General features: G+C 38.8%; 18 protein-coding genes. 10 read left to right on the plus strand and 8 right to left on the minus strand.

The window, feature by feature from the left end:
- Nucleotides 1–45 precede the first annotated feature (45 nt).
- The 4 genes from tsf to rplM all read right to left on the minus strand — a co-directional run bounded on the left by tsf (nt 46) and on the right by rplM (nt 2,735).
- On the minus strand, nt 46–882 hold the full coding sequence (gene tsf / locus GVK91_RS20580) for a translation elongation factor Ts (protein WP_153847258.1): 837 nt from the start codon (nt 880–882) through the stop codon (nt 46–48).
- 195 nt (nt 883–1,077) lie between these two features.
- Complete coding sequence (rpsB, locus tag GVK91_RS20585) at nt 1,078–1,875, minus strand: 30S ribosomal protein S2 (protein WP_046671991.1); 798 nt, start codon at nt 1,873–1,875, stop codon at nt 1,078–1,080.
- Nucleotides 1,876–1,893: 18 nt separating this feature from the next.
- Nucleotides 1,894–2,280: a 30S ribosomal protein S9 gene (gene rpsI / locus GVK91_RS20590; RefSeq protein WP_046671992.1), complete on the minus strand. Its 387-nt coding sequence runs from the start codon at nt 2,278–2,280 to the stop codon at nt 1,894–1,896.
- Nucleotides 2,281–2,291: 11 nt separating this feature from the next.
- A complete protein-coding gene (gene rplM / locus GVK91_RS20595) occupies nt 2,292–2,735 on the minus strand; it encodes a 50S ribosomal protein L13 (RefSeq protein WP_077437655.1) in 444 nt (147 codons plus the stop codon).
- Between the two features lie 234 nt (nt 2,736–2,969).
- On the opposite strand from rplM, the gene GVK91_RS20600 reads away from it, so the two are divergent.
- The 5 genes from GVK91_RS20600 to GVK91_RS20620 all read left to right on the plus strand — a co-directional run bounded on the left by GVK91_RS20600 (nt 2,970) and on the right by GVK91_RS20620 (nt 8,839).
- Complete coding sequence (locus tag GVK91_RS20600; protein ID WP_153847257.1) at nt 2,970–4,691, plus strand: tetratricopeptide repeat protein; 1,722 nt, start codon at nt 2,970–2,972, stop codon at nt 4,689–4,691.
- On the plus strand, nt 4,681–5,484 hold the full coding sequence (locus GVK91_RS20605) for a DUF4292 domain-containing protein (protein ID WP_159731131.1): 804 nt from the start codon (nt 4,681–4,683) through the stop codon (nt 5,482–5,484). The genes GVK91_RS20600 and GVK91_RS20605 overlap by 11 nt, the downstream gene beginning before the upstream one ends.
- Before the next feature lie 108 nt (nt 5,485–5,592).
- Complete coding sequence (locus tag GVK91_RS20610) at nt 5,593–6,897, plus strand: murein hydrolase activator EnvC (RefSeq protein WP_153847255.1); 1,305 nt, start codon at nt 5,593–5,595, stop codon at nt 6,895–6,897.
- A gap of 93 nt (nt 6,898–6,990) precedes the next feature.
- Nucleotides 6,991–7,188: a twin-arginine translocase TatA/TatE family subunit gene (gene tatA, locus GVK91_RS20615; RefSeq protein ID WP_088162917.1), complete on the plus strand. Its 198-nt coding sequence runs from the start codon at nt 6,991–6,993 to the stop codon at nt 7,186–7,188.
- A 184-nt stretch (nt 7,189–7,372) separates the two neighbouring features.
- Nucleotides 7,373–8,839: a LysM peptidoglycan-binding domain-containing protein gene (locus GVK91_RS20620; protein ID WP_159731133.1), complete on the plus strand. Its 1,467-nt coding sequence runs from the start codon at nt 7,373–7,375 to the stop codon at nt 8,837–8,839.
- Nucleotides 8,840–8,848: 9 nt separating this feature from the next.
- On the opposite strand, the gene GVK91_RS20625 is transcribed toward GVK91_RS20620, so the two are convergent.
- The gene (locus GVK91_RS20625) at nt 8,849–9,361 is read right to left on the minus strand and encodes a phosphoribosyltransferase family protein (protein WP_153847253.1); all 513 of its coding nucleotides are present in this window, start codon (nt 9,359–9,361) and stop codon (nt 8,849–8,851) included.
- Nucleotides 9,362–9,466: 105 nt separating this feature from the next.
- Entirely contained in the window at nt 9,467–10,048 is a 582-nt protein-coding gene (locus tag GVK91_RS20630) for a C40 family peptidase (protein ID WP_046671999.1), read from the minus strand.
- 536 nt (nt 10,049–10,584) lie between these two features.
- Here GVK91_RS20630 and thrA point away from each other — a divergent pair.
- From thrA to GVK91_RS20655, 5 genes are all read left to right on the plus strand, one after another.
- On the plus strand, nt 10,585–13,032 hold the full coding sequence (gene thrA, locus GVK91_RS20635; protein ID WP_159731135.1) for a bifunctional aspartate kinase/homoserine dehydrogenase I: 2,448 nt from the start codon (nt 10,585–10,587) through the stop codon (nt 13,030–13,032).
- 87 nt (nt 13,033–13,119) lie between these two features.
- On the plus strand, nt 13,120–14,058 hold the full coding sequence (locus tag GVK91_RS20640; RefSeq protein WP_159731329.1) for a homoserine kinase: 939 nt from the start codon (nt 13,120–13,122) through the stop codon (nt 14,056–14,058).
- Nucleotides 14,059–14,207: 149 nt separating this feature from the next.
- On the plus strand, nt 14,208–15,515 hold the full coding sequence (gene thrC, locus GVK91_RS20645; RefSeq protein WP_159731137.1) for a threonine synthase: 1,308 nt from the start codon (nt 14,208–14,210) through the stop codon (nt 15,513–15,515).
- 162 nt (nt 15,516–15,677) lie between these two features.
- Complete coding sequence (locus GVK91_RS20650) at nt 15,678–16,865, plus strand: class I SAM-dependent rRNA methyltransferase (RefSeq protein ID WP_153847249.1); 1,188 nt, start codon at nt 15,678–15,680, stop codon at nt 16,863–16,865.
- A gap of 65 nt (nt 16,866–16,930) precedes the next feature.
- Nucleotides 16,931–18,127, plus strand: a complete 1,197-nt coding sequence (locus tag GVK91_RS20655; RefSeq protein ID WP_153847248.1) for an MFS transporter — start codon at nt 16,931–16,933, stop codon at nt 18,125–18,127.
- A gap of 64 nt (nt 18,128–18,191) precedes the next feature.
- Here the strand turns inward: GVK91_RS20655 and GVK91_RS20660 are convergent, their stop codons facing one another.
- Together GVK91_RS20660 and GVK91_RS20665 are read right to left on the minus strand one after the other, a co-directional pair.
- On the minus strand, nt 18,192–18,953 hold the full coding sequence (locus GVK91_RS20660) for an SGNH/GDSL hydrolase family protein (RefSeq protein ID WP_153847247.1): 762 nt from the start codon (nt 18,951–18,953) through the stop codon (nt 18,192–18,194).
- 34 nt (nt 18,954–18,987) lie between these two features.
- On the minus strand, nt 18,988–20,175 hold the full coding sequence (locus GVK91_RS20665; RefSeq protein ID WP_159731139.1) for an aspartate aminotransferase family protein: 1,188 nt from the start codon (nt 20,173–20,175) through the stop codon (nt 18,988–18,990).
- Between the last annotated feature and the right edge of the window lie 6 nt (nt 20,176–20,181).

Raw genomic sequence — 20,181 nt, forward strand, 5'->3', positions numbered from 1 at the left:
AGCTCCTGTTTTAAAATTTCCATTCTGAATAGAATGGAGGTATGCTTATGCGCCTAATTGTACGCGTTTGAAAGCAGTTACAGTCAATCCTTTAGAAACTGAATCTAGGAATTGAGCGATGTTTTTAGAAGAATCTTTTACGAATTCTTGGTTTAACAACGTTGTATCTTTGAAGAATTTGTTCAATTTACCTTGAGCAATTTTCTCAGCCATTTCAGCTGGTTTTCCTTCAGCAATGATTTGCTCTTTTGCAATAGCAATTTCACGCTCAATTGTGTTTTGATCAACACCGTCTTTGTCAATTGCAATAGGGTTCATTGCAGCAATTTGCATTGCAACATCTTTACCAGCTTCTTCAGCACCAGCTGCATCAGCAGAAAGACCTACTAATACACCTAAACGGTAGTTACCGTGGATATAAGCGATTACTTTTTCAGCAGTGATAGTTTCGTATTTAGAAACGTCGATTTTCTCGCCAATTACACCAGTTTGCTCGATTAAAGAATCAGCGATTTTTTTGCCATCAAGTTCCAACCCTTTTAGTTCTTCCAAAGAAGCAGGTTTATTGTTTAATGCAAGATCTGCAATTTTTTCTGCGAAAGCGACGAAATCTGCGTTTTTAGCTACGAAGTCAGTTTCACAGTTAACTTCAACTACGATACCTGATTTACCATCCGCAGTGGCTTTAGCGATGATAACACCTTCGTTAGAGTCGCGATCTTGACGGCTAGCAGCTACTTTAGCGCCTTTTTTACGCAAGTAATCTACAGCAGCTTCAAAGTCACCATTAGACTCAACTAAAGCTTTTTTACAATCCATCATACCAGCGCCAGTTTGTTGACGCAATTTGTTTACATCTGATGCAGAAATTTGTACTGACATGTTTATTTCTTTTTATTATTATTTACGACTGAAATTTGTACAATATTAACTTAAAACATGTTAAGCTAATATGAAGTTTAACATTCCTTGATAAACGAGTGTTGTTAAACCAAAAAACCGGACAGATAGGCTAGTTCAAGAAAAGTAAACTTTTCCAGAAACTAACGCTACGCTATCCGGTTTGGAATAAAAATATTATTCTCCGTCTTTCGCTTTGCGAGGACGTTTAGCTTCTGAAGCATCTCCATTATCAGCTTTTGCTTTAGCAGCAGCAGCATCTTTTTCCGCTTCTTCTTCTTTGTCGCGTTTGCGCTCGTCCAAACCTTCTTGGATTGCTTGACCAATAATACCTGCGATTAAGCTAATAGATTTGCTAGCGTCATCATTTGCAGGGATTGGGAAATCAATGTTTGAAGGGTCAGAGTTTGTATCTACCATTGCAAAAGTAGGGATGTTCAATTTCATTGCTTCAGAAACAGCGATGTGTTCTTTTTTCACATCGATGATGAATAAAGCAGCTGGCAAACGGTTCAAATCAGCGATACCTCCTAAAAGGTTTTCTAATTTGATACGCTCACGTTGAATCATTAACTTCTCTTTTTTAGACAATACATCGTAAGTACCGTCTTTTTGCATTTTGTCAATGTTAGACATTTTTTTGATAGACTTACGAACTGTAGCGAAGTTTGTAAGCATACCACCTAACCAACGCTCAGTTACGAAAGGCATGTTAACCTCTTTTGCTTGTTGTGCGATGATCTCTTTTGCTTGTTTTTTCGTAGCTACGAATAAAACTTTGCGACCTGATTTTACGATTTGTTTGATAGCTGAAGCAGCTTCTTCTAATTTCGTAAGAGTTTTGTTCAAGTCAATGATGTGGATACCGTTGCGCTCCATGAAAATGTACTTAGCCATTTTCGGATCCCATTTACGTGTAAGGTGACCAAAGTGCACACCTGCATCCAATAAATCTTGATAAGTAGTTCTTGCCATTTTTTGATCCTCCTTTGATTAACGTTTACTGAATTGGAATCTTCTACGAGCCTTACGACGTCCTGGTTTCTTACGCTCAACCATACGGTCATCACGTGTTACTAAACCTTTCGCGCGTAATGCAGGTTTAACTTCTGGGTTAAGTTCAACCAAAGCTTTTGCGATCGCTAAGCGAACAGCTTCTGCTTGACCTTTAACACCACCTCCGTTAACGTTTACTTTTACATCAAAGTTTGCTAATTCACCAGCTACATTCAATGATTGAGTAGCGATGTATTGCAAAGGTAATGTTGGGAAATACTCTTTGAAGTCTTTACCGTTTATGATAATGTTTCCGCTACCAGCAGTTAAGTAAATGCGGGCAACAGCAGTTTTTCTTCTTCCTGAAGTGTTAGTTGTTGACATGTCGATTCTCCTTAAAATTTAACTGGTTTTGGATTTTGTGCCTCATGTTTGTGCTCTGTACCGGCATAAACGTAAAGGTTTTTAAACAATTGACGACCTAAACGGTTTTTAGGAAGCATACCACGAACAGCTTTTTCAATGATGCGCTCAGGGAATTTAGCCATTAACTCTTTAGGAGAAACGAAACGTTGACCACCTGGGTATCCAGTGTAGCGCACGTAAACTTTGTCGCCTAATTTGTTTCCTGTTAATCTGATTTTGTCTGCATTGATAACAATCACGTTATCTCCACAGTCTACGTGTGGGGTGAATGTAGGCTTGTGCTTACCACGAATTACTTTCGCGATGTTGCTCGCCAAACGCCCCAAAATCTCTCCTTCAGCGTCAACAACGATCCACTCTTTGTTAACGGTGTTCTTGTTGGCAGAGACAGTTTTGTAACTTAACGTATTCACTTGCTTTTGTTTAAATAATTTATTAAAAAATTTTTCTTCCCCTTATCTCAAGGGTCTGCAAAGGTACATCTATTATTCTATATTTTAAAATCTATTTTGCTTATTTTATTGAAAACGAGTCGAATTTCAAACAAGCCCCACTAATCTCAATATTTTTACAACTTCCTCGAATGAATATTGTTACATTAGTTAGTATATTGCAGGAAGAATTTTTTAATTATTTAGCGGAAGTAGATGAGATTGAATTTTTTAAATAAACGATTTTTTTTAAGTTTTATTGGTGTATTCCTTTTTGCGGCGTCTTCATTGCAAGCGCAATCGCTAGATAAGAAGACAAAACCGTATGATGCTCGATTTAAAAATGTGCAGGAAATATTGAAGCAAGGCAAAATTGGTCCGGGCATGGATTCTCTGGACGCCATTATAGCAGACTTTCCGCAGGCAGATGACATCTATTTTACAAAGGCAATTCTTCTTGCGCAGATGCGAAATCAGGACGGAGCGATCCAAGCCATTAAAGATGCGCTGGCGATCCAGTCTAAACCTGAATATCTAAGCTTCGCAGTCGACGCATTTAAAAGTAAAAATGATGCTGACAGTGCGTTGATTTACCTCGATAAGCTGATTGATCAGGACGATAATAATACGGCCTCACTAAAACGCGAACGCATCATGCTCCTTTTCAACGGTGGGTATAAAGATGTGGCTTTGGAGTATTTCTATAAAACCAAAGAAATTGCAACAGCTTCGGATACATTGGACATGGTTGGTAGTGTTTTATTAAATGATGCTGGTAATTATAAAGCTGTTATTGATCTTTTGAAACCTTGGGCAGACAAAGGGACTTCGTTGGCTCAGGTGTATGGTCAGTTGGCGCAGGCGTACAATCTTTCCAAAAATTCAAAACTTGCACTGGAATATATTAACAAGGGGATTCAGACTACAAAAGAGGATTTCCTTTATTTCGATTTAGCTGATCTCTATCGATTTGATAAAAAACTCAAGTTATCTTTCGATGCACTCAAACAGGGATTTCAGTCTAAAAAGGTTGACTTTACAGACAAAAATCGGATTATAATGACCTTATTGAATCCGAAAGGACCCTATACGAAAGATCAGCTTTTGGAATTGGTCAATATCCTAGTTGAAGTTCACCCACGGATTGCAGAAAGCCATATGGCGAAAGGACAGGTGCTTTGGTTGAAAGATGATAAAACTGCTGCACAAAGTTCCCTAGCAGTCGCCGTTAGTATGAACCCTTATCAAATCGATGCATGGCGGATGTTGATGAGCCTGGATATGGACAAAGGCGAGTTTGACCAAGCAATCGCTCATGGCGGAGAGGCCTTACATTATGTCTCCAACAACGCCACAATACTCTATTTTACGAGTATGGCCTATCTCATGAAAAAGGATATGGAAAATAGCCGGAAATTTATGGAAGCTGCACTTAATAATGCACAGGAGGAATCTCCTTTTCTCCAGGCAAATATCTATGGAGGATTGGGTGATATTTATAACTCACTTAAAATGTATAAAGCCTCCGATGCAGCTTATATCGAAGCTATACGGCTCGATAGTACAAATGTGACGGCGATGAACAATTTAGCATACTATTTGTCGTTAAGAAAAGAACGACTTGATGATGCGACAAAATATGCTGCAATGGCGACGAAATTGCAACCCAATAACGGAACTTTTGAAGATACTTATGCTTGGGTGCTGTTTGCTGATGGAAAATATGACGATGCATTAGTCTGGATTCAAAAAGCATTGAAAAATACAAATCCGCAAACTTCGGTGTTGTTGGAGCATTATGGCGATATCCTAATTAAGTTAGGGAAAACAAACGATGCTATAAAACAGTGGAACCTTGCTTTAGAAAAGGGCGTGGACTCAGATGAAAATAAGCTGAAATTGAAAAAGAAGATTGAGACTAAAAGTTATGTGGAATAAAATTGTCTGTGTTGGTGCTGTGCTGTTGCTGCTCTCTTCTTGTAGTTCGAAGAAGAAACTACTCAAAGAAGCGGAGCTCAAAGCTCAAAACGAGTTGACGATAAAAGATAACACAAGGGAGGCAAAGAAAAATAGCTTACGTAATCTTTTTTTGACCAATTTGAACTATACCACTTTTTCTGGCAAAGCGAAAATGCGTCTTGACCTTGGAAAGGACAATTATGATGTCACTTCTAATATTAGAATAGAGAAAGATAAAAGGATCTGGATTTCTATTTCTGCGACACTGGGTATAGAGGTTGCCCGGGTATTAATAACCCCAGACAGCGTACAGATCTTAAATAAATTTCAGAGCGAATATATGGTTAAGCCATTTGACTACCTGTATCGTTTTGCTAGTCCGGATTTAACTTTCGGAAACCTACAAGATTTGTTGCTAGCCAATCTTTCTGTGAATCTATTGTCAGATATTGATCAGGTTAATTTTAAACAGGATTCGATATCTGTCCAGTTAGATGGCAAGTTGAATGAACTAGATTTTTTATATAAATTAAATAATAACAATAGGCCTTATCAATTTAGATTAGCGCAACTTTCAAAGAAACAGTTGTTGGAAGCCAATTACGGAGAATATGCCATGGCCTCCGGACAGGAATTTCCAATGCTTTTAAAAATGATCATTTCGGATGGTCGCCAAGAGATAAAAACGGAAATAAATTTTAATAAAGTGACCTTTAATGAACCGGTCGAAATGCCTTTTTCAGTATCGTCACGTTATAAAGTAATCCGATGAGAAGCTGTCTATTTCCTTTAGATTTATTACTTTCGCAATTAGTTTGCTAAAGTAAGGCGTGAATTGATAGGGTAGAAAGATGGCAAACACAAAAAAATGGTACTGTAAATGAACTTTAAAAAGACAATACTTGGTATAGCTGCTTTCCTATTCATGATTGGGATTTCATCGGCACAGACTCGGGCTGAACTTGAAAAACAACGTGAGAAGCTCAATCGTGAAATTGCCGAATTACAAAATACGGTCAAAGAGATCGCAAAAGAAAAATCACTGACACAACAACAGGTGACAGCATTGAGTAAGCAGATTAATTTGCGCGAGCAGAAGATAAATACCATTACTTCGGAAGTAGCTGTAATTAACAAACATATCAATGCCAATACCGCTGCCGTAAATAAGTTGAAGGCTGAATTGGAGAAGATGAAACGTGACTATGAGAAGATGGTGATGTTTGCGTTCAGAAACCGAAATGCCTATAATAAATTGATGTTTATTTTTGCATCAAAGGATTTTAATCAGGGGTTTCGACGGGTTAAGTACTTACAACAGTTTAACGATTCTAGAAAGCTGAAAGCTGCTGATATCGAAAATACCAAGAAACAGATTGAACAAAAAATCGCTCAATTGCAGGCGGACCGAAACAAACAGGTTGCTTTGATGAAAGAGCAGGAAAATGAGAAAAGAACCATATCTCAACAGCGATCTGTTTATTCTGGACAATTGAGTGAATTAATTGTTACAGAACGCGGTGTGAAGAAAGATATTACCCAAAAACAAAAAGAGGAGCGGCGTATTAATGCGGCCATTAAAGAGATAATTCGAAGAGAAATTGAGGCTGAACGTCGACGGGCTGAAGCGGCACGTCGTGCGGCAGAAGCGGCTGCTGAGCGTAACCGCAAAGTGAATGAGTCTACATCAACTACAAAAGGTAAGAACAATACAAAAACGAGTACTTCTAAAATGTCAGAATCAGAGGTGCTCCGTAGTACACCAGAGGCAGTTAAGCTTTCAAATGACTTCAGATCTAACCGTGGTAGTTTGCCTTGGCCTGTTTCTAATGCGAAGATCATGCAAGATTTTGGAGGGGAAAGTGTCGGAAGAAATGTCAATGTGGAACATATATCCGTGAAGATACAAACTTCTAGTGGTGCGGCTGTGAAAGCTGTTTTCGCAGGAGAGGTGAGTAGTATTTTAACAATGTATGGTCAACGTATCATAATGATTAAACATGGTGAGTACTATACTGTCTACAATAATATGGGAAGTGTAAGTGTTTCAAAAGGGCAAAAAGTAAGTACAGGCCAAACTATAGGAACGGCTGATGTGGACTCCGATACAGGTGTGCCAATGGTTGACTTCTCTGTTTATCAAGGGTCAACACCGTTGAATCCGATGTCATGGTTGGCGAGATAAGAAATAATTACTATATTTAATAATTATCATTACATTTGTAAAGAGAGAGAGAAGTTTTAGTTTAAAAGAATTGAAAAACAAGAAATTATAGTTATGTCAACATCATTATTAATCATGGGAATCGGGGGGCAAGAGTTAATTGTCATTGTAGTAATATTGTTACTATTATTTGGTGGCAAGAAGATTCCTGAATTGATGCGCGGATTGGGTAAAGGAGTTAAGGAATTTAAAGAAGGCCAAAAAGATGAGTCTTCACCTGAAAAAAAATCTGAAATAGAAGATAACAAATAAGGGAGGTTTTGATCCCATATAGCATGGATACGATTTTGTGAGGAACAAAATCGTATTTTGTTTTATACTCGACCTGCAGCTAAATAGGGCGAAAACCATTTTTATACTAAAATCCATTTCTAAACGTTTAGATTATTGTTGATTTTTCAGCAGATGAATCAAACTCGGATTTAACAGTAAATTTATGATCGGAAAACAGACGTTAATTTCAATACTAGGAGGGGTATGCTATGTACTACCGCTCATGGCCCAAGAAAGCGCTGTAGAAGGCATGAAAGAAGCCGCCCATACCTTCTTTCAAAAAAGTATCGAAAAAGAAAAACAAGAGATTTACCAATACCTAGACAGTATAAAATCTTCCGGAAATAACAGACAGCATGATGTTGAAATTACAGATGAAGATATACAGCTCGTGCGGAAACTGAAGGCAATAGAACGTGAGGTTCCGTTGGACTACTCGCCGCGAGTGAAAGATCTGGTTGCTAAATATACGTCGGATAATTATAATCCTTATATGTGTAGGATGATGGGACTAGGACAATACTATTTCCCATTGTTTGATAAAATCATGGACGAAGTCGGAGTGCCGCGGGAACTCAAATACCTAAGTGTAGTCGAATCATCATTAAATCCACGCGATATCTCTAGTGCCGGAGCAACAGGCTTATGGCAATTGATGTATTATGAAGCCAAAACTTATCATCTTACAGTGGACAGTTATACCGACCAACGAATGGATCCTATTGCTTCAAGTTATGCTATCGCAAAAATCTTAAAAGAAGCTTATGATGAATATGGCGATTGGCTATTAGCGATAGCATCTTATAATGGCGGTAAAGGAGCAGTTAGCCGTGCGATCCAACGTTCGGGAAAAGAGAATGCTACTTTTTGGGATATCGCACCATATCTAACGCAACAGACCCAAAACTATATCCCTAAGTTCATCGCAATGACATATGCGATGAAATATGCAGACGAAAATGATATCAATGCTGAGGATACCGAACTTTCACTAAGAACTCAAGCATTGGATATCAATAAACGGATTTCATTGAACCAAATAGCGGATGTTTTACATGTGTCAAAAGAGACATTACGTGCATTGAATCCTAGTTTTAAAAGAAATGTATTAAATGGTACTGAAGAGTCTCCATTGCGATTAGTTTTACCTGTATTAGATAAAAAGATTGCCTCAGAAGAATTGTATGCTGCTCTCAACACACCAATATCTTCTGTAACTCTTAGTCAGACGGAAAATCTAAATGAGCCTCTACAAAATGGCAAATATAAAGTAAAAGTTGGTGAGACATTCGCTTCCATTGCTGACAAGTTTGAAGTAACAGTACAGGATATAAAATCTTGGAATAACCTGCGCGGAAATCAAATTGTCCCTGGACAAAACTTACTGATAAAAAAGGAGGATGATTTCGTTAACGCGAAGTTAGCACGTAATACAGAAAGATCTTCAAAGAAGAGTCAACAGCATGCCGCTAGCGCTACACGTACAGCTTATTATGTCGTGAAGAAAGGTGATACATTATCTGAGATCGCAGATAAAAATGGTACATCAGTCGGTCGACTTAAAAGTGAAAATGATTTAAATGGAAGCCGGATAAAACCGGGAATGAAATTGAAAGTCTCAAAGAAATAACAGCATGGTTTAAATTAACCATGCTGCATCTTCTTCTTTATCAAATTCTTCAAGGGTAACGGTAACATGTTCTCTTAATATCGTTGAAAGCTTCGTGCCATAGTAGTCACTAAATATAGGGAACTTATGGTGGCTTCTATCAATTAATACAGCCGTTCTCATTTTCTTCAGTGGAACGTTCAAAAATACACCCAGTCCATAAGCTAAGGCTCTACCGCTATTCAACACATCATCTACCAAGATGATCGTCTTATCTTTTGCAATATCAACAGGTATGTCTGTACTTGCACTCAACGATCTACTCGTTTTCTTCATGGTAACTTTAATCAGCAGGATTTCCTTCGTTGAAATCCCCTGTAAAATCGCTTGAAGGCGTTGCGCAAATACATAACCTCGGTCAGCAATTCCTACTAATACAAGTGTTTCATCTTCAAAATTGTCTTCCAAAATTTGATAGGCAATCCGAATAGATTTTTGTTTTATTTGTTCTTTATTTAAGATGAGCGTTTTCTTTGAAGACATAATAGTATTCCAATGATTATAGGGTAAAAATAGGATATTATATTGTATAAAAAAAGTCCAAAACGAGTTAAACGCTTTGGACTTTCCTTGATTGAATCAATCTTACTAATTCAATTTATTATCTTTTTCTGCTTTTAATATTTCTGCCGTAAGCGATCTATTATCTTCTGGTAAGCGGCCGCCATTGTAATAATAACGTCTCCAGTATGGTTCATCTAAATTGCTGATCATAACTCCTTTACTGGATGAGGCATGTGCAAATTTATTATCGCCAATATAAACACCGACATGGGTAATACTTTTACTTCTGATTTTGAAGAATACCAAATCACCTGCCTTTAGTTCGTTTTTCTCGACAGTTTTGACTTGAGAATACTGATTTCTACTATTATACCCCAATGATGTGTTAAACACTTTGTCGTATAATTCATAAGAAAATTTAGAACAGTCAATACCTCTTTTTGAATCTCCTCCCAAACGGTATGGAGTACCTAGCCATTCGTAAACAAATTGATAAAGTTTGGTGTTTGTTGTTGCTGAGACTGCAACTCCCATGATTTGTGAAAAGTATTCTTTCGCTAGGTTATCAGGATCTGATTCTGGTTTGGAGTTTCTGTTGGTTTGTGCCTGCGACACTAGACATAAGCCGATAAATAGCATTGACGCTATAAATTTCTTTGTTTTCATTAAATCGCTTTTTTGTACAACATTTAACTTTTAAAAATTCAACACTGTCATCTATTTTGGACAGCACTGTTGCGAATATAATACAATATCAGTTTAAGGTCAAATTTATTTTAAGGTATTTAACGAAATTTTAACAATTTTAACATCTTTCCAAGACGTATTTACACGTATTGAGAATTAATGCACTTGTCGAGCCTCGGCTACATAAAGTAGATTGTCTACTACATTTAAAAATATCCACATGATGATAGAATGCCATTCTATTTGGTTTCTAATTGTGAATCTTAAAAAAAATATTAATTTTCTTTGGTAAAGTGATAATATTTGTTCTATATTTACAAAACATAAGCAAAAGCAATGAACACAAATACAATTATTACGTCGATTATTATTACCACCGGGATAAAACTTAGGAGGAAGTAGTTTCGTTGTATATAATTGTAGACACAATATTTAGAAGCGCTTTCCTCGACAAAGGAAAGCGCTTCTTTTTTTAGCACAAAAATCATCAATCTAAACAAACAGTATAAAACAGTATGAAAGTTTTAAAATTTGGAGGCACATCGGTCGGCACGGTAGAAAGTCTAAAGGCGGTCCTGAGCATTGTGAAAAAATCTTATGATGCAAAGGAAAAACCATTGGTTGTGTTGTCAGCCATGTCAGGAGTAACCAACTTGCTTACCCAATTGGCAGAGGACGCTGCGGAAGGAAAGTCCTTTTCGGATGGGCTAAAATCCTTGGAGGATAAGCATTTTACGGTTGTTAAAGAGCTTCTGGCTGTGAAATATCAAAATCCTGTATTTACAAAGCTAAAGTTGTTTTTTAATGAGATAGAAGATCTTCTCCAAGGAATTTTTGCACTAAAGGAGCTGAGCAATCAGAGTAAAGATTTGATCCTTAGCTACGGTGAGCGTTGCTCAAATTATATGGTATCTAAGGTGATGGAACAATATATTCCTGAGTCTCTATTTGTAGATGCATCCCATTACGTGAAAACTGATTCAAATTTTGGTAATGCTCATTTAAATGAAATGCTAACTGAGCAATTGGTGAAATCCTTGTACATAACGCATCGTGATAAGCTACTGTTTGTCACTGGTTTTATCGGAAGTAATGAAAATGGGCGTATTACCACCTTGGGAAGAGGTGGATCAGATTATACTGCAGCGATCTTCGGCTCAATACTGGACGCAACAGCCATTGAAATTTGGACAGATGTGAATGGGATGTTAACCGCCGACCCACGGATTGTGAAGAAAGCTTTTTCCTTGCCTGTATTATCATACACAGAGGCAATGGAATTATCTTACTTCGGTGCTAAGGTGATTTATCCTCCTACGATGATTCCGGCTTTCTTAAAGAAAATACCGATTGTTATTCGGAATACTTTTGAACCTGATTTCTCAGGGACTGTGATTCAGTTTGATAGTGGAAAAACAGCACTGCCAATCAAGGGAATTTCTTCGATCTCGGATATTTCTGTCATCAATCTAAGTGGATCAGGGATGATCGGTAAGTCGGGTTTTAGTGGGCGTCTTTTTACGCTATTGGCTAGAGAGCAGATCAATGTTGTGCTAATCACCCAGTCTTCTTCCGAACATAGCATCACATTTGCTGTCAATCCATCAGATGCCAAACGCGCTATACATTTGATCGAAGTGGAGTTCGAGCTTGAAATCCAAGCGAATAAACTGATCGTTCCTGCGATTGAAGAAAACCTTTCTGTCTTAGCCATCGTTGGTGAAAATATGAAAAAAACTCCCGGTATGTCCGGTCGGTTATTTGCAGCGCTAGGACGCAACGGTATTAACGTCCGGGCTATTGCGCAGGGCTCATCTGAATACAATATATCTGTAATTATTGGTAAGGAAGATTTAGCGAAGGCACTTAATGCCGTACATGATGCGTTTTTCGCAGAGTTAAAGAAAACGCTGCATGTATTTAATATCGGTACCGGTAACATTGGTGCAACTTTATTTAAACAACTGGAAAATCAGCATGACTTCCTATTGGATAAAAATGATATTGAAATTAAAGTTGTTGGAATTTCCAATAGCCGTAAAATGCTTTTTAATACCGAAGGTGTTGATTTAAATAATTGGTCCGATGAACTTGCTAAAAATGGAACTGAATCAGACCTGGCATTGTTTATTGATCGAATGAAGGCGCTGAATTTGCCGAACTGTGTATTTATCGATAATACTGCAAGCAAATTACCGGCAACCTACTACGAAGATATCTTTAAATCCAATATTTCGATCGTCACTTGCAATAAAATTGCGAATTCAGGTAAATACGAGCAATATAAAACACTCCGTGATACTGCGCATCGACACGGTGTAGATTTTTTTTATGAAACAAATGTAGGTGCAGGATTGCCTATCGTCAGGGTGCTTAAAGACTTGATGTTGAGTGGTGACCGTATCGTGAAGATAGAAGCTATTCTTTCAGGGACAATTTCGTATATTTTTAACAATTTTAAAGCAGATGCTTCTTTTTATGATGTCGTCAAACAGGCTCAGGAGCTGGGATACACCGAGCCAGACCCAAGGGATGATTTAGGTGGTATAGATTTTATGCGTAAAATGCTCATCTTGGCAAGAGATGCTGGGTATGCTGTTGAGGCCGAGGATGTAGACCTTGGTGCGATATTACCTCCAGTATGTTTGAAAGCAGATACTGTAGATTCTTTTTATACAGAATTGCAACAAGAAAATGAATATTTCGAAGCAATGAAGAAGAAAGCAGCCAATGAAAATAAAGTAATCCGCTACATCGGGAAATTGGAAAATGGAAAGGTATCCATTGCGATTCAGTTTGTTGATGAAAATCATCCTTTTTATGCTTTATCAGGCAGCGATAACATTATATCGTTTACAACAGAGCGCTATAAAGAACGTCCCCTCGTAGTAAAAGGTCCTGGAGCGGGGGCTGAGGTTACAGCTGCCGGTGTATTTGCAGATTTAGTAAATGTTGGAGCATAAAAACTATTCAAGGAAAATAAAAATTACGTGATGGCCAATAATTTAAATGTGGAGTATCTGAAGGATAAGGTGATAAATTTAGACAGCATGCTGTCGGAAGTTCGTGTTTTTGCGCCTGCAACTGTCGCAAATATGATCTGTGGTTTTGATATATTGGGTTTTGCTGTCGAGGAACCCGGTGATGAGGTGATTATGCGGCGCACGCAACAACCTGGAGTAACGATTCGGGAAATAACTGGCGACGATGGAAGACTACCGCTCGATCCCGGTAAGAATACCGTATCTGCCTGTGTTCAATATCTATTACAAGCCTTGAATATCTCTTCAAAGGTAGGTGTCGAAATCGAATTGCATAAACATATGCCAATTGGATCTGGACTGGGCTCCAGTGCAGCAAGTACTGTAGCCGGGCTTTTTGCCATCAATACCATGCTTGGAAACCCTTTGACAAAAGAAGAATTATTGCCATTTTGTGTTGAAGGTGAGCGTTTGGCTTGCGGTACAGGCCATGCCGATAATGTTGCCCCGGCGCTTTATGGAGGCATAACATTAATTCGGGGAAATGAACCTTTGGATGTTATTTCCATCCCTTCACCAAAAGAACTCGTAGCAGCGGTGGTTTTTCCGCAAGTGGATGTTCCTACACGTGACGCAAGACAACTTATAAAGGATAAAGTGTTATTAAAAGACGCCGTGACCCAATGGGGAAATATCGCGGGATTGGTTGCCGCTTTGTTCAAAGAAGATTATGATCTCATCGCACGAAGTATGAAAGATATTCTTATCGAACCGACCCGTGCAATTTTAATTCCTCAGTTTTATGAAATGAAAGAGATTGCTTTGAAGAACGGTGCATTGAGCTTCGGTATCTCTGGTTCAGGACCGTCTGTCGTAGCAATAACACGTGACGAAAAAATAGCGAGGGATATTGCGAACAAAATTCAAGCTCATCTCAAAGACAATGAGATTGAAAGCTTTGGATATGTTTCCCGTGTCAATGTAGAGGGCCCTAGAATATTGGATTAAAAATTATTTACAGAATTGAGGTCTATAAACTTTGAGGTTAATCGACAATTAACTCATAGAAGATAAAAAAACAAGATATCCATGTTCTACAAATACGAATGAAGATAACTGGATATACCATGTGACCTTTAAAAACAGATCATTTATATATGAATTTTTATAGCACAAATAATAAAACATTAGAAGTCTCCTTTAAAGATGCGGTCTTCAATTCTCTCCCTGCAGACAAAGGATTGTATATGCCTGAAGAGATTCCACAATTGGATCCGCTGTTCATTAAGAATATTCAACAGTACTCCTTGCAGGAGATTGCTTTTGAAGTAGCTTCTACACTATTGGGAAATGATATTCCCAAAGACGATTTAAAACAGATTGTGAACGATGCCATCAATTTTGATGCTCCTGTAAAATTCTTGACCGACAGCACGGCTGTGCTCGAACTATTTCATGGGCCATCTTATGCCTTTAAGGATTTTGGGGCTCGGTTTATGAGTAGGGTCATGGGCTATTTTTCAAAGACTGACGATAAATTACTGGACGTACTTGTCGCGACATCAGGCGATACCGGTGGAGCTGTTGCCTTGGGCTTTTTGGGGGTAGAAGGAACACGTGTGACGATCCTATATCCTAAAGGTAAAGTTTCGGAAGTTCAGGAACTACAATTGACTACTAATGGACAAAATATTCGTGCTATTGAAGTAGAAGGAACTTTTGACGATTGTCAGGCATTGGTAAAACAAGCTTTTAGTGATGCCGAACTCAATACTGTATTGCGTTTGACCTCTGCTAATTCAATAAATATAGCACGGCTGATCCCACAGACATTTTATTATTTTTATGCGTATGCACAATTGAAGTCACAAGGAGTCAATAAGGTCGTATTTACAGTGCCGAGTGGTAATTTTGGTAATATTGGGGCTGGTTTATTGGCCTATAAAATGGGACTTCCAGTAAAACATTTTGTAGCTGCAACAAACGTTAATGATACCGTTCCTAGATTCCTTTCTTCAGGTAAATATGAACCACTACCTTCTGTTCAAACCTTAAGCAATGCTATGGATGTTGGGAATCCAAGCAACTGGGTGCGTATACAGGATCTCTTTGGCGGAAATGTGGCTGAATTAAAAAATATGCTTTCTTCTTATACATTTACAGATGAAGAAACAAAAGAAGGAATGCAGAAATTATTTGAAGAATCAAATTATATCGCCTGTCCGCATACAGCAATCGCCTGGCTTGGCGCTCGTGCTTATGCAAATGAGCACCCTGGTCAGTACGCTTCAGTTTTCTTATCGACAGCACATCCCTGCAAATTCCCTGATGCAATAGCAGCAGATGTATTCGAAAAAATAGTTTTGCCTGTCGGCGCAGAAACATTGCAAGGAAAAGAGAAATTGGCGGAATCTTTGAAAGTTGATTTTGAAGCTTTCAAAAAATATTTAATCAACCATAACTAAACGCCGAGGGCTCCTTTAGGAGCCCTTTTATTTTTATTCAGAAATAGTTGAGGTTTTTGGATTAAAGGATTTTTGGGAAATATATAATGTATTGAGGATGTTAGATTGTTTTATCCGGAAAGTTTCATCAGGATGTCGAATTAATAAGTTAATTTTGCAACAATGAAATCAGTTTATTTGAATAAGGGCAAGGATAAAGCTGCCTGGCAATTGCATCCTTGGGTATTTTCTGGAGCAATTAAATCATTGTCCGATAAAATTGAAGATGGCGAAGTTGTTGGCGTTTACAATGCTGAACGTGAATTTATTGCCTATGGTCTATTTCACAATAGCTCACGTGTAGCCATTCGTTTATTGGAGTGGAACCCTCAGGCACAGATTGATGCAGATTGGTGGCGTGCCCGAGTTCAGAAGGCTGTTGCAGCAAGACAGCATCTGTTGCAAGAAGGTGTTACCAATACGATTCGTTTAATCTTTGCTGAAGCAGATTTTCTTCCCGGACTTATTGCAGATAAATACGCAGATTTTATATCCATTCAGATTCATTCAGTTGGGGTGGAAAAGGTCAAATCAATTATTATTGATGAATTGAATGCTTTACTGCAACCCAAAGGAATTTATGAACGTAGTGATCTGAAATCCCGCGAACATGAAGGATTACCCGATACCAATGGACTTTTGTTTGGAGAACTTCCATCTGAATTTGTCGACGTTATCGAAAATGGCATTCATTATAAGGTTAACATTATTGATGGGCAAAAATCGGGATTTTATTGCGACCAACGTGAAAATCGCCAGCTAACGGCCAACTACGTTTTGAATAAACGAGTCCTAGATTGTTTCTGCTATTCCGGTGGTTTTACGTTAAATAGTTTGAAAAGTGGCGCTGCAGAAGTCATATCTGTAGATAGTTCTGCACTGGCTATTGAAACCCTGGAAAAGAATATTGTTGAAAATGGTTTTGAACCTAGTCGACATAAAGCAATATTGTCTGATGTAAACAAGCAATTGCGTAAATTCGTTGATGAAGGGGAGAAATTTGATCTGATTGTCCTGGATCCACCGAAATATGCACCCTCTCGATCTGCATTGGAAAGAGCATCAAGGGCGTATAAAGACCTGAATCGCCGCGGATTGATGTTGTTAAATAGTGGTGGTTTATTAGCGACATTTTCTTGCTCAGGTGCGATGGATATGGATACGTTCAAACAAGTACTCGCTTGGGCTGCACTGGATGCCGGTAAGGAAATTCAGTTTATCAGACAATTTCATCAACCTGAAGACCATCCTGTCCGGGCTTCGTTCCCCGAAGGCGAATATCTGAAAGGATTGTTGGTGCGCGTATTATAATTATTATATGAAGATAGTTTAGGTTGGTTTGTGAAAATCAACCTTTTTAATTTTTGAACGACGTCATGATACAAGAGAAGGCGAGTAGACCTATTTTTTCTATTTTGTTTGCCGTAAGCATGGTGCATCTTCTGAACGATATGATTCAGGGAGTGATACCGGCAACCTATCCCTTGCTCAAAGAAGAGCATCATCTAAGCTTTTCTCAGGTTGGGATGATTACAATGGTTTATCAAATAGCAGCTTCAATATTCCAGCCTGTTGTAGGCTCATTTACGGATAAACATCCTGTACCATACTCCCAGATTATAGGGATGTCTTTTTCACTTTTCGGTATGCTTTTGTTTTCGAAAGCACACAGTTATGAATGGATCTTATTTTCTGTTTTTCTGGTCGGGATTGGTTCTTCAATCTTTCACCCTGAATCTTCACGTGTAGCTTATATGGCGTCGGGAGGAAGAAGAAGTATGGCACAATCTATTTTTCAGATCGGAGGCAATGCAGGGACCGCAATGGCTCCAATCATTGTCGCTTTTTTGGTTTTACCGAGAGGGCAACAGGCGATCGCCTGGATGTGCTTATTTACGATTCTCGGCCAATTTATATCATATTATATCGGTAGTTGGTATAAAAAGAGACTTCAAAGCTCCGCTAAATCAACGAAGAGAACAATACGCGTACCTGATCTACCCAATAGCCGAATCATCGTGACCGTTATTATACTCCTATTACTGATTGTTTCAAAATACTTCTATATAGCAAGTATCACAAACTACTTCCAGTTTTATACAATCAAGAAATTCGGAATCAATGAAGTGGAAGCACAAGTTTATCTATTTTATTTTCTGATAGCCGTTGCGGTGGGAACCCTACTTGGGGGAGCATTCGGCGATCGATTTGGTCGCAAATATGTCATCTGGTTCTCTGTCTTGGGCGTTGCGCCATTTGCATTGGCATTACCCTATGTTGGACTTACGATGACGGGGATATTAATCGTGATTATTGGGTTGATCTTATCATCAGCTTTTCCAGCAATTATTGTTTATGCACAAGAACTATTGCCTAAAAAGTTGGGTATGGTTTCAGGTTTATTTTACGGCTTTGCATTTGGAATGGGAGGGATTGGATCCGCTGTACTTGGCTGGCAGGCAGATCATACTTCCATCGAGTTTATTTATCACTTATGTTCCTATCTGCCATTGATCGGTATTGTGGCTTATTTTCTTCCCAATCTACAAAAAACACCTTACAAAGAAATTTAGATTTGACATATAGGCACATGTTAAAAAAGAAAGAGCGGATTTCAATAAAGTATCCGCTCTTTTCTTACTTGATGCAGTCCATCCAGGCTGAAGCCATCATTTGTGCCCCAGCAAGCGTGGGATGTACACCGTCCGCGGCCCAATAGGCACCAGGGGCGTTCTTTTGGGCATTGTCGAATATTTTTTGATAGGGGATTAGAATTGCTCCAAATTCTTTGGCGATCTCACGAGCGGATTCTTGGTAAGCCAAAAATTTTGGATACCAAGCTTCAGTAATGTGACCTACACCCTTTACTGCAAAAGGTTCCCCAATGATCAGTTTGACATTTGGAAGCTTTTGTAAAGTCTCCTGCAATAGCTGTTGGTACTGGGATTTATACTCTTCAACCGTCGTCTGCGCTCCTCGATCGATTGTCCGCCAGAAATCGTTCACACCAATCAAAATACTCAATACAGTGGGTTTGATTGCCAGAGTATCCTCCTGCCAGCGCTTTTGTAGATCGGGTACACGATTTCCACTAATACCTGTATTATATACCTTTAGTTTCTTTGCTGGATATTTATTTAAGAGCTGGCTGGCAGCCAATAAAGCATAACCATGACCCAGCGCACCAGTGTCATTGGCATTTCTGTTATTTCTATCTCGGCCTACATCCGTAATCGAGTCGCCCTGAAATAAAATAATGTCATCATTATTTAAACTGATTTTTGAGGAATTGGCTGTTGATTCGTGCGCGAAGACATCGTTTCCCAGTAGATTGGCGCCAGTCAATAGACCAGTGCCAATGATGCTTTTTTTGATAAATGATCTGCGGTTTGTGTTCATTATTAGGTTTTTGTTATGTTTAAAGTTACATACTTTAAGCATACTTTTCCAAACCTTTTATAATGATGTTACACGCTTTTTCAATTTCAAAGTCTGTAATCGTCAACGGCGGAGCTACACGCAATGCTGTTTCACAATGCAGATACCAATCGATCATAACCCCGTTTTCTGCACAGTATTTGCTCACATTGTAAACTTGATCAAAAGAATCCAGTTGCAGACACATCATAAGACCCAATCCGCGAATTTCTTTGATAGCAGGATGTTTGAGCTTTTCCCTAAATAAAAGTGACTTTCTTTCAACCTGTTCAACTAATTTTTCTTCCTTGATAACAGCTAGTGAAGCCCGCGCTGCGGCACAACTCACAGGATGCCCCCCGAAAGTCGTGATGTGTCCAAGCATGGGATTGTCCTTAATTACATCCATCACTTCCTTAGCTGCAACAAATGCACCCAAAGGCATGCCACCACCGATGCCTTTGGCAAGCATCAGGATATCTGGAACAATCGCAAAATGTTCAAAGGCGAAAAGACGACCTGTGCGACCGAAACCTGTTTGAATTTCATCAAAGATTAGTAAAGTACCTGTTTCATCACAGCGTTTTCTGACAGCTTGCATGTAGGCGATATCCGGGACTCGGACACCAGCTTCTCCCTGAATGGCTTCGAGGATGACAGCAGCAGTTTGTTCCGTAATCCTTGTTAGGTCTTCCATATCATTAAACTCAATGAAATCTATTTCGGGTAGGAGTGGGGCATAGGCTTTACGATACTCATCATTTCCGATCAGACTGAGCGCGCCTTGTGTACTGCCGTGGTACGCTTTTTTTGCTGCTATAATCTGCTTGCGACCCGTATATTTCTTAGCTATTTTCATAGATCCCTCTACCGCTTCCGTACCGCTGTTGGTGAGGTAGACAGATTGAAAATTAGTAGGAAGCTCTGCCAATAGTTCTGTTGCAAATTGTACCTGTGGGGCTTGTACAAATTCACCATAAACGGTGACATGTAAGTATTGGTCCAATTGTGATTTTATAGCCTCTAAAACCTTCGGATGACGATGGCCTATATTGCTGACATTGAAGCCGGAGACCAGATCCATATATTCTTCTCCATTGGGACCATAAAGGTACACACCTTCAGCCTTAACTACTTCAACCAATCTAGGTGAGCTAGATGTTTGAGCAGTATTCATTAAAAATAATTCTCTGTTGCTTAACATGATCTT

The sequence above is a fragment of the Sphingobacterium sp. 18053 genome (genome assembly GCF_902706145.1).
In the GTDB taxonomy this organism is placed as follows: domain Bacteria; phylum Bacteroidota; class Bacteroidia; order Sphingobacteriales; family Sphingobacteriaceae; genus Sphingobacterium; species Sphingobacterium paramultivorum.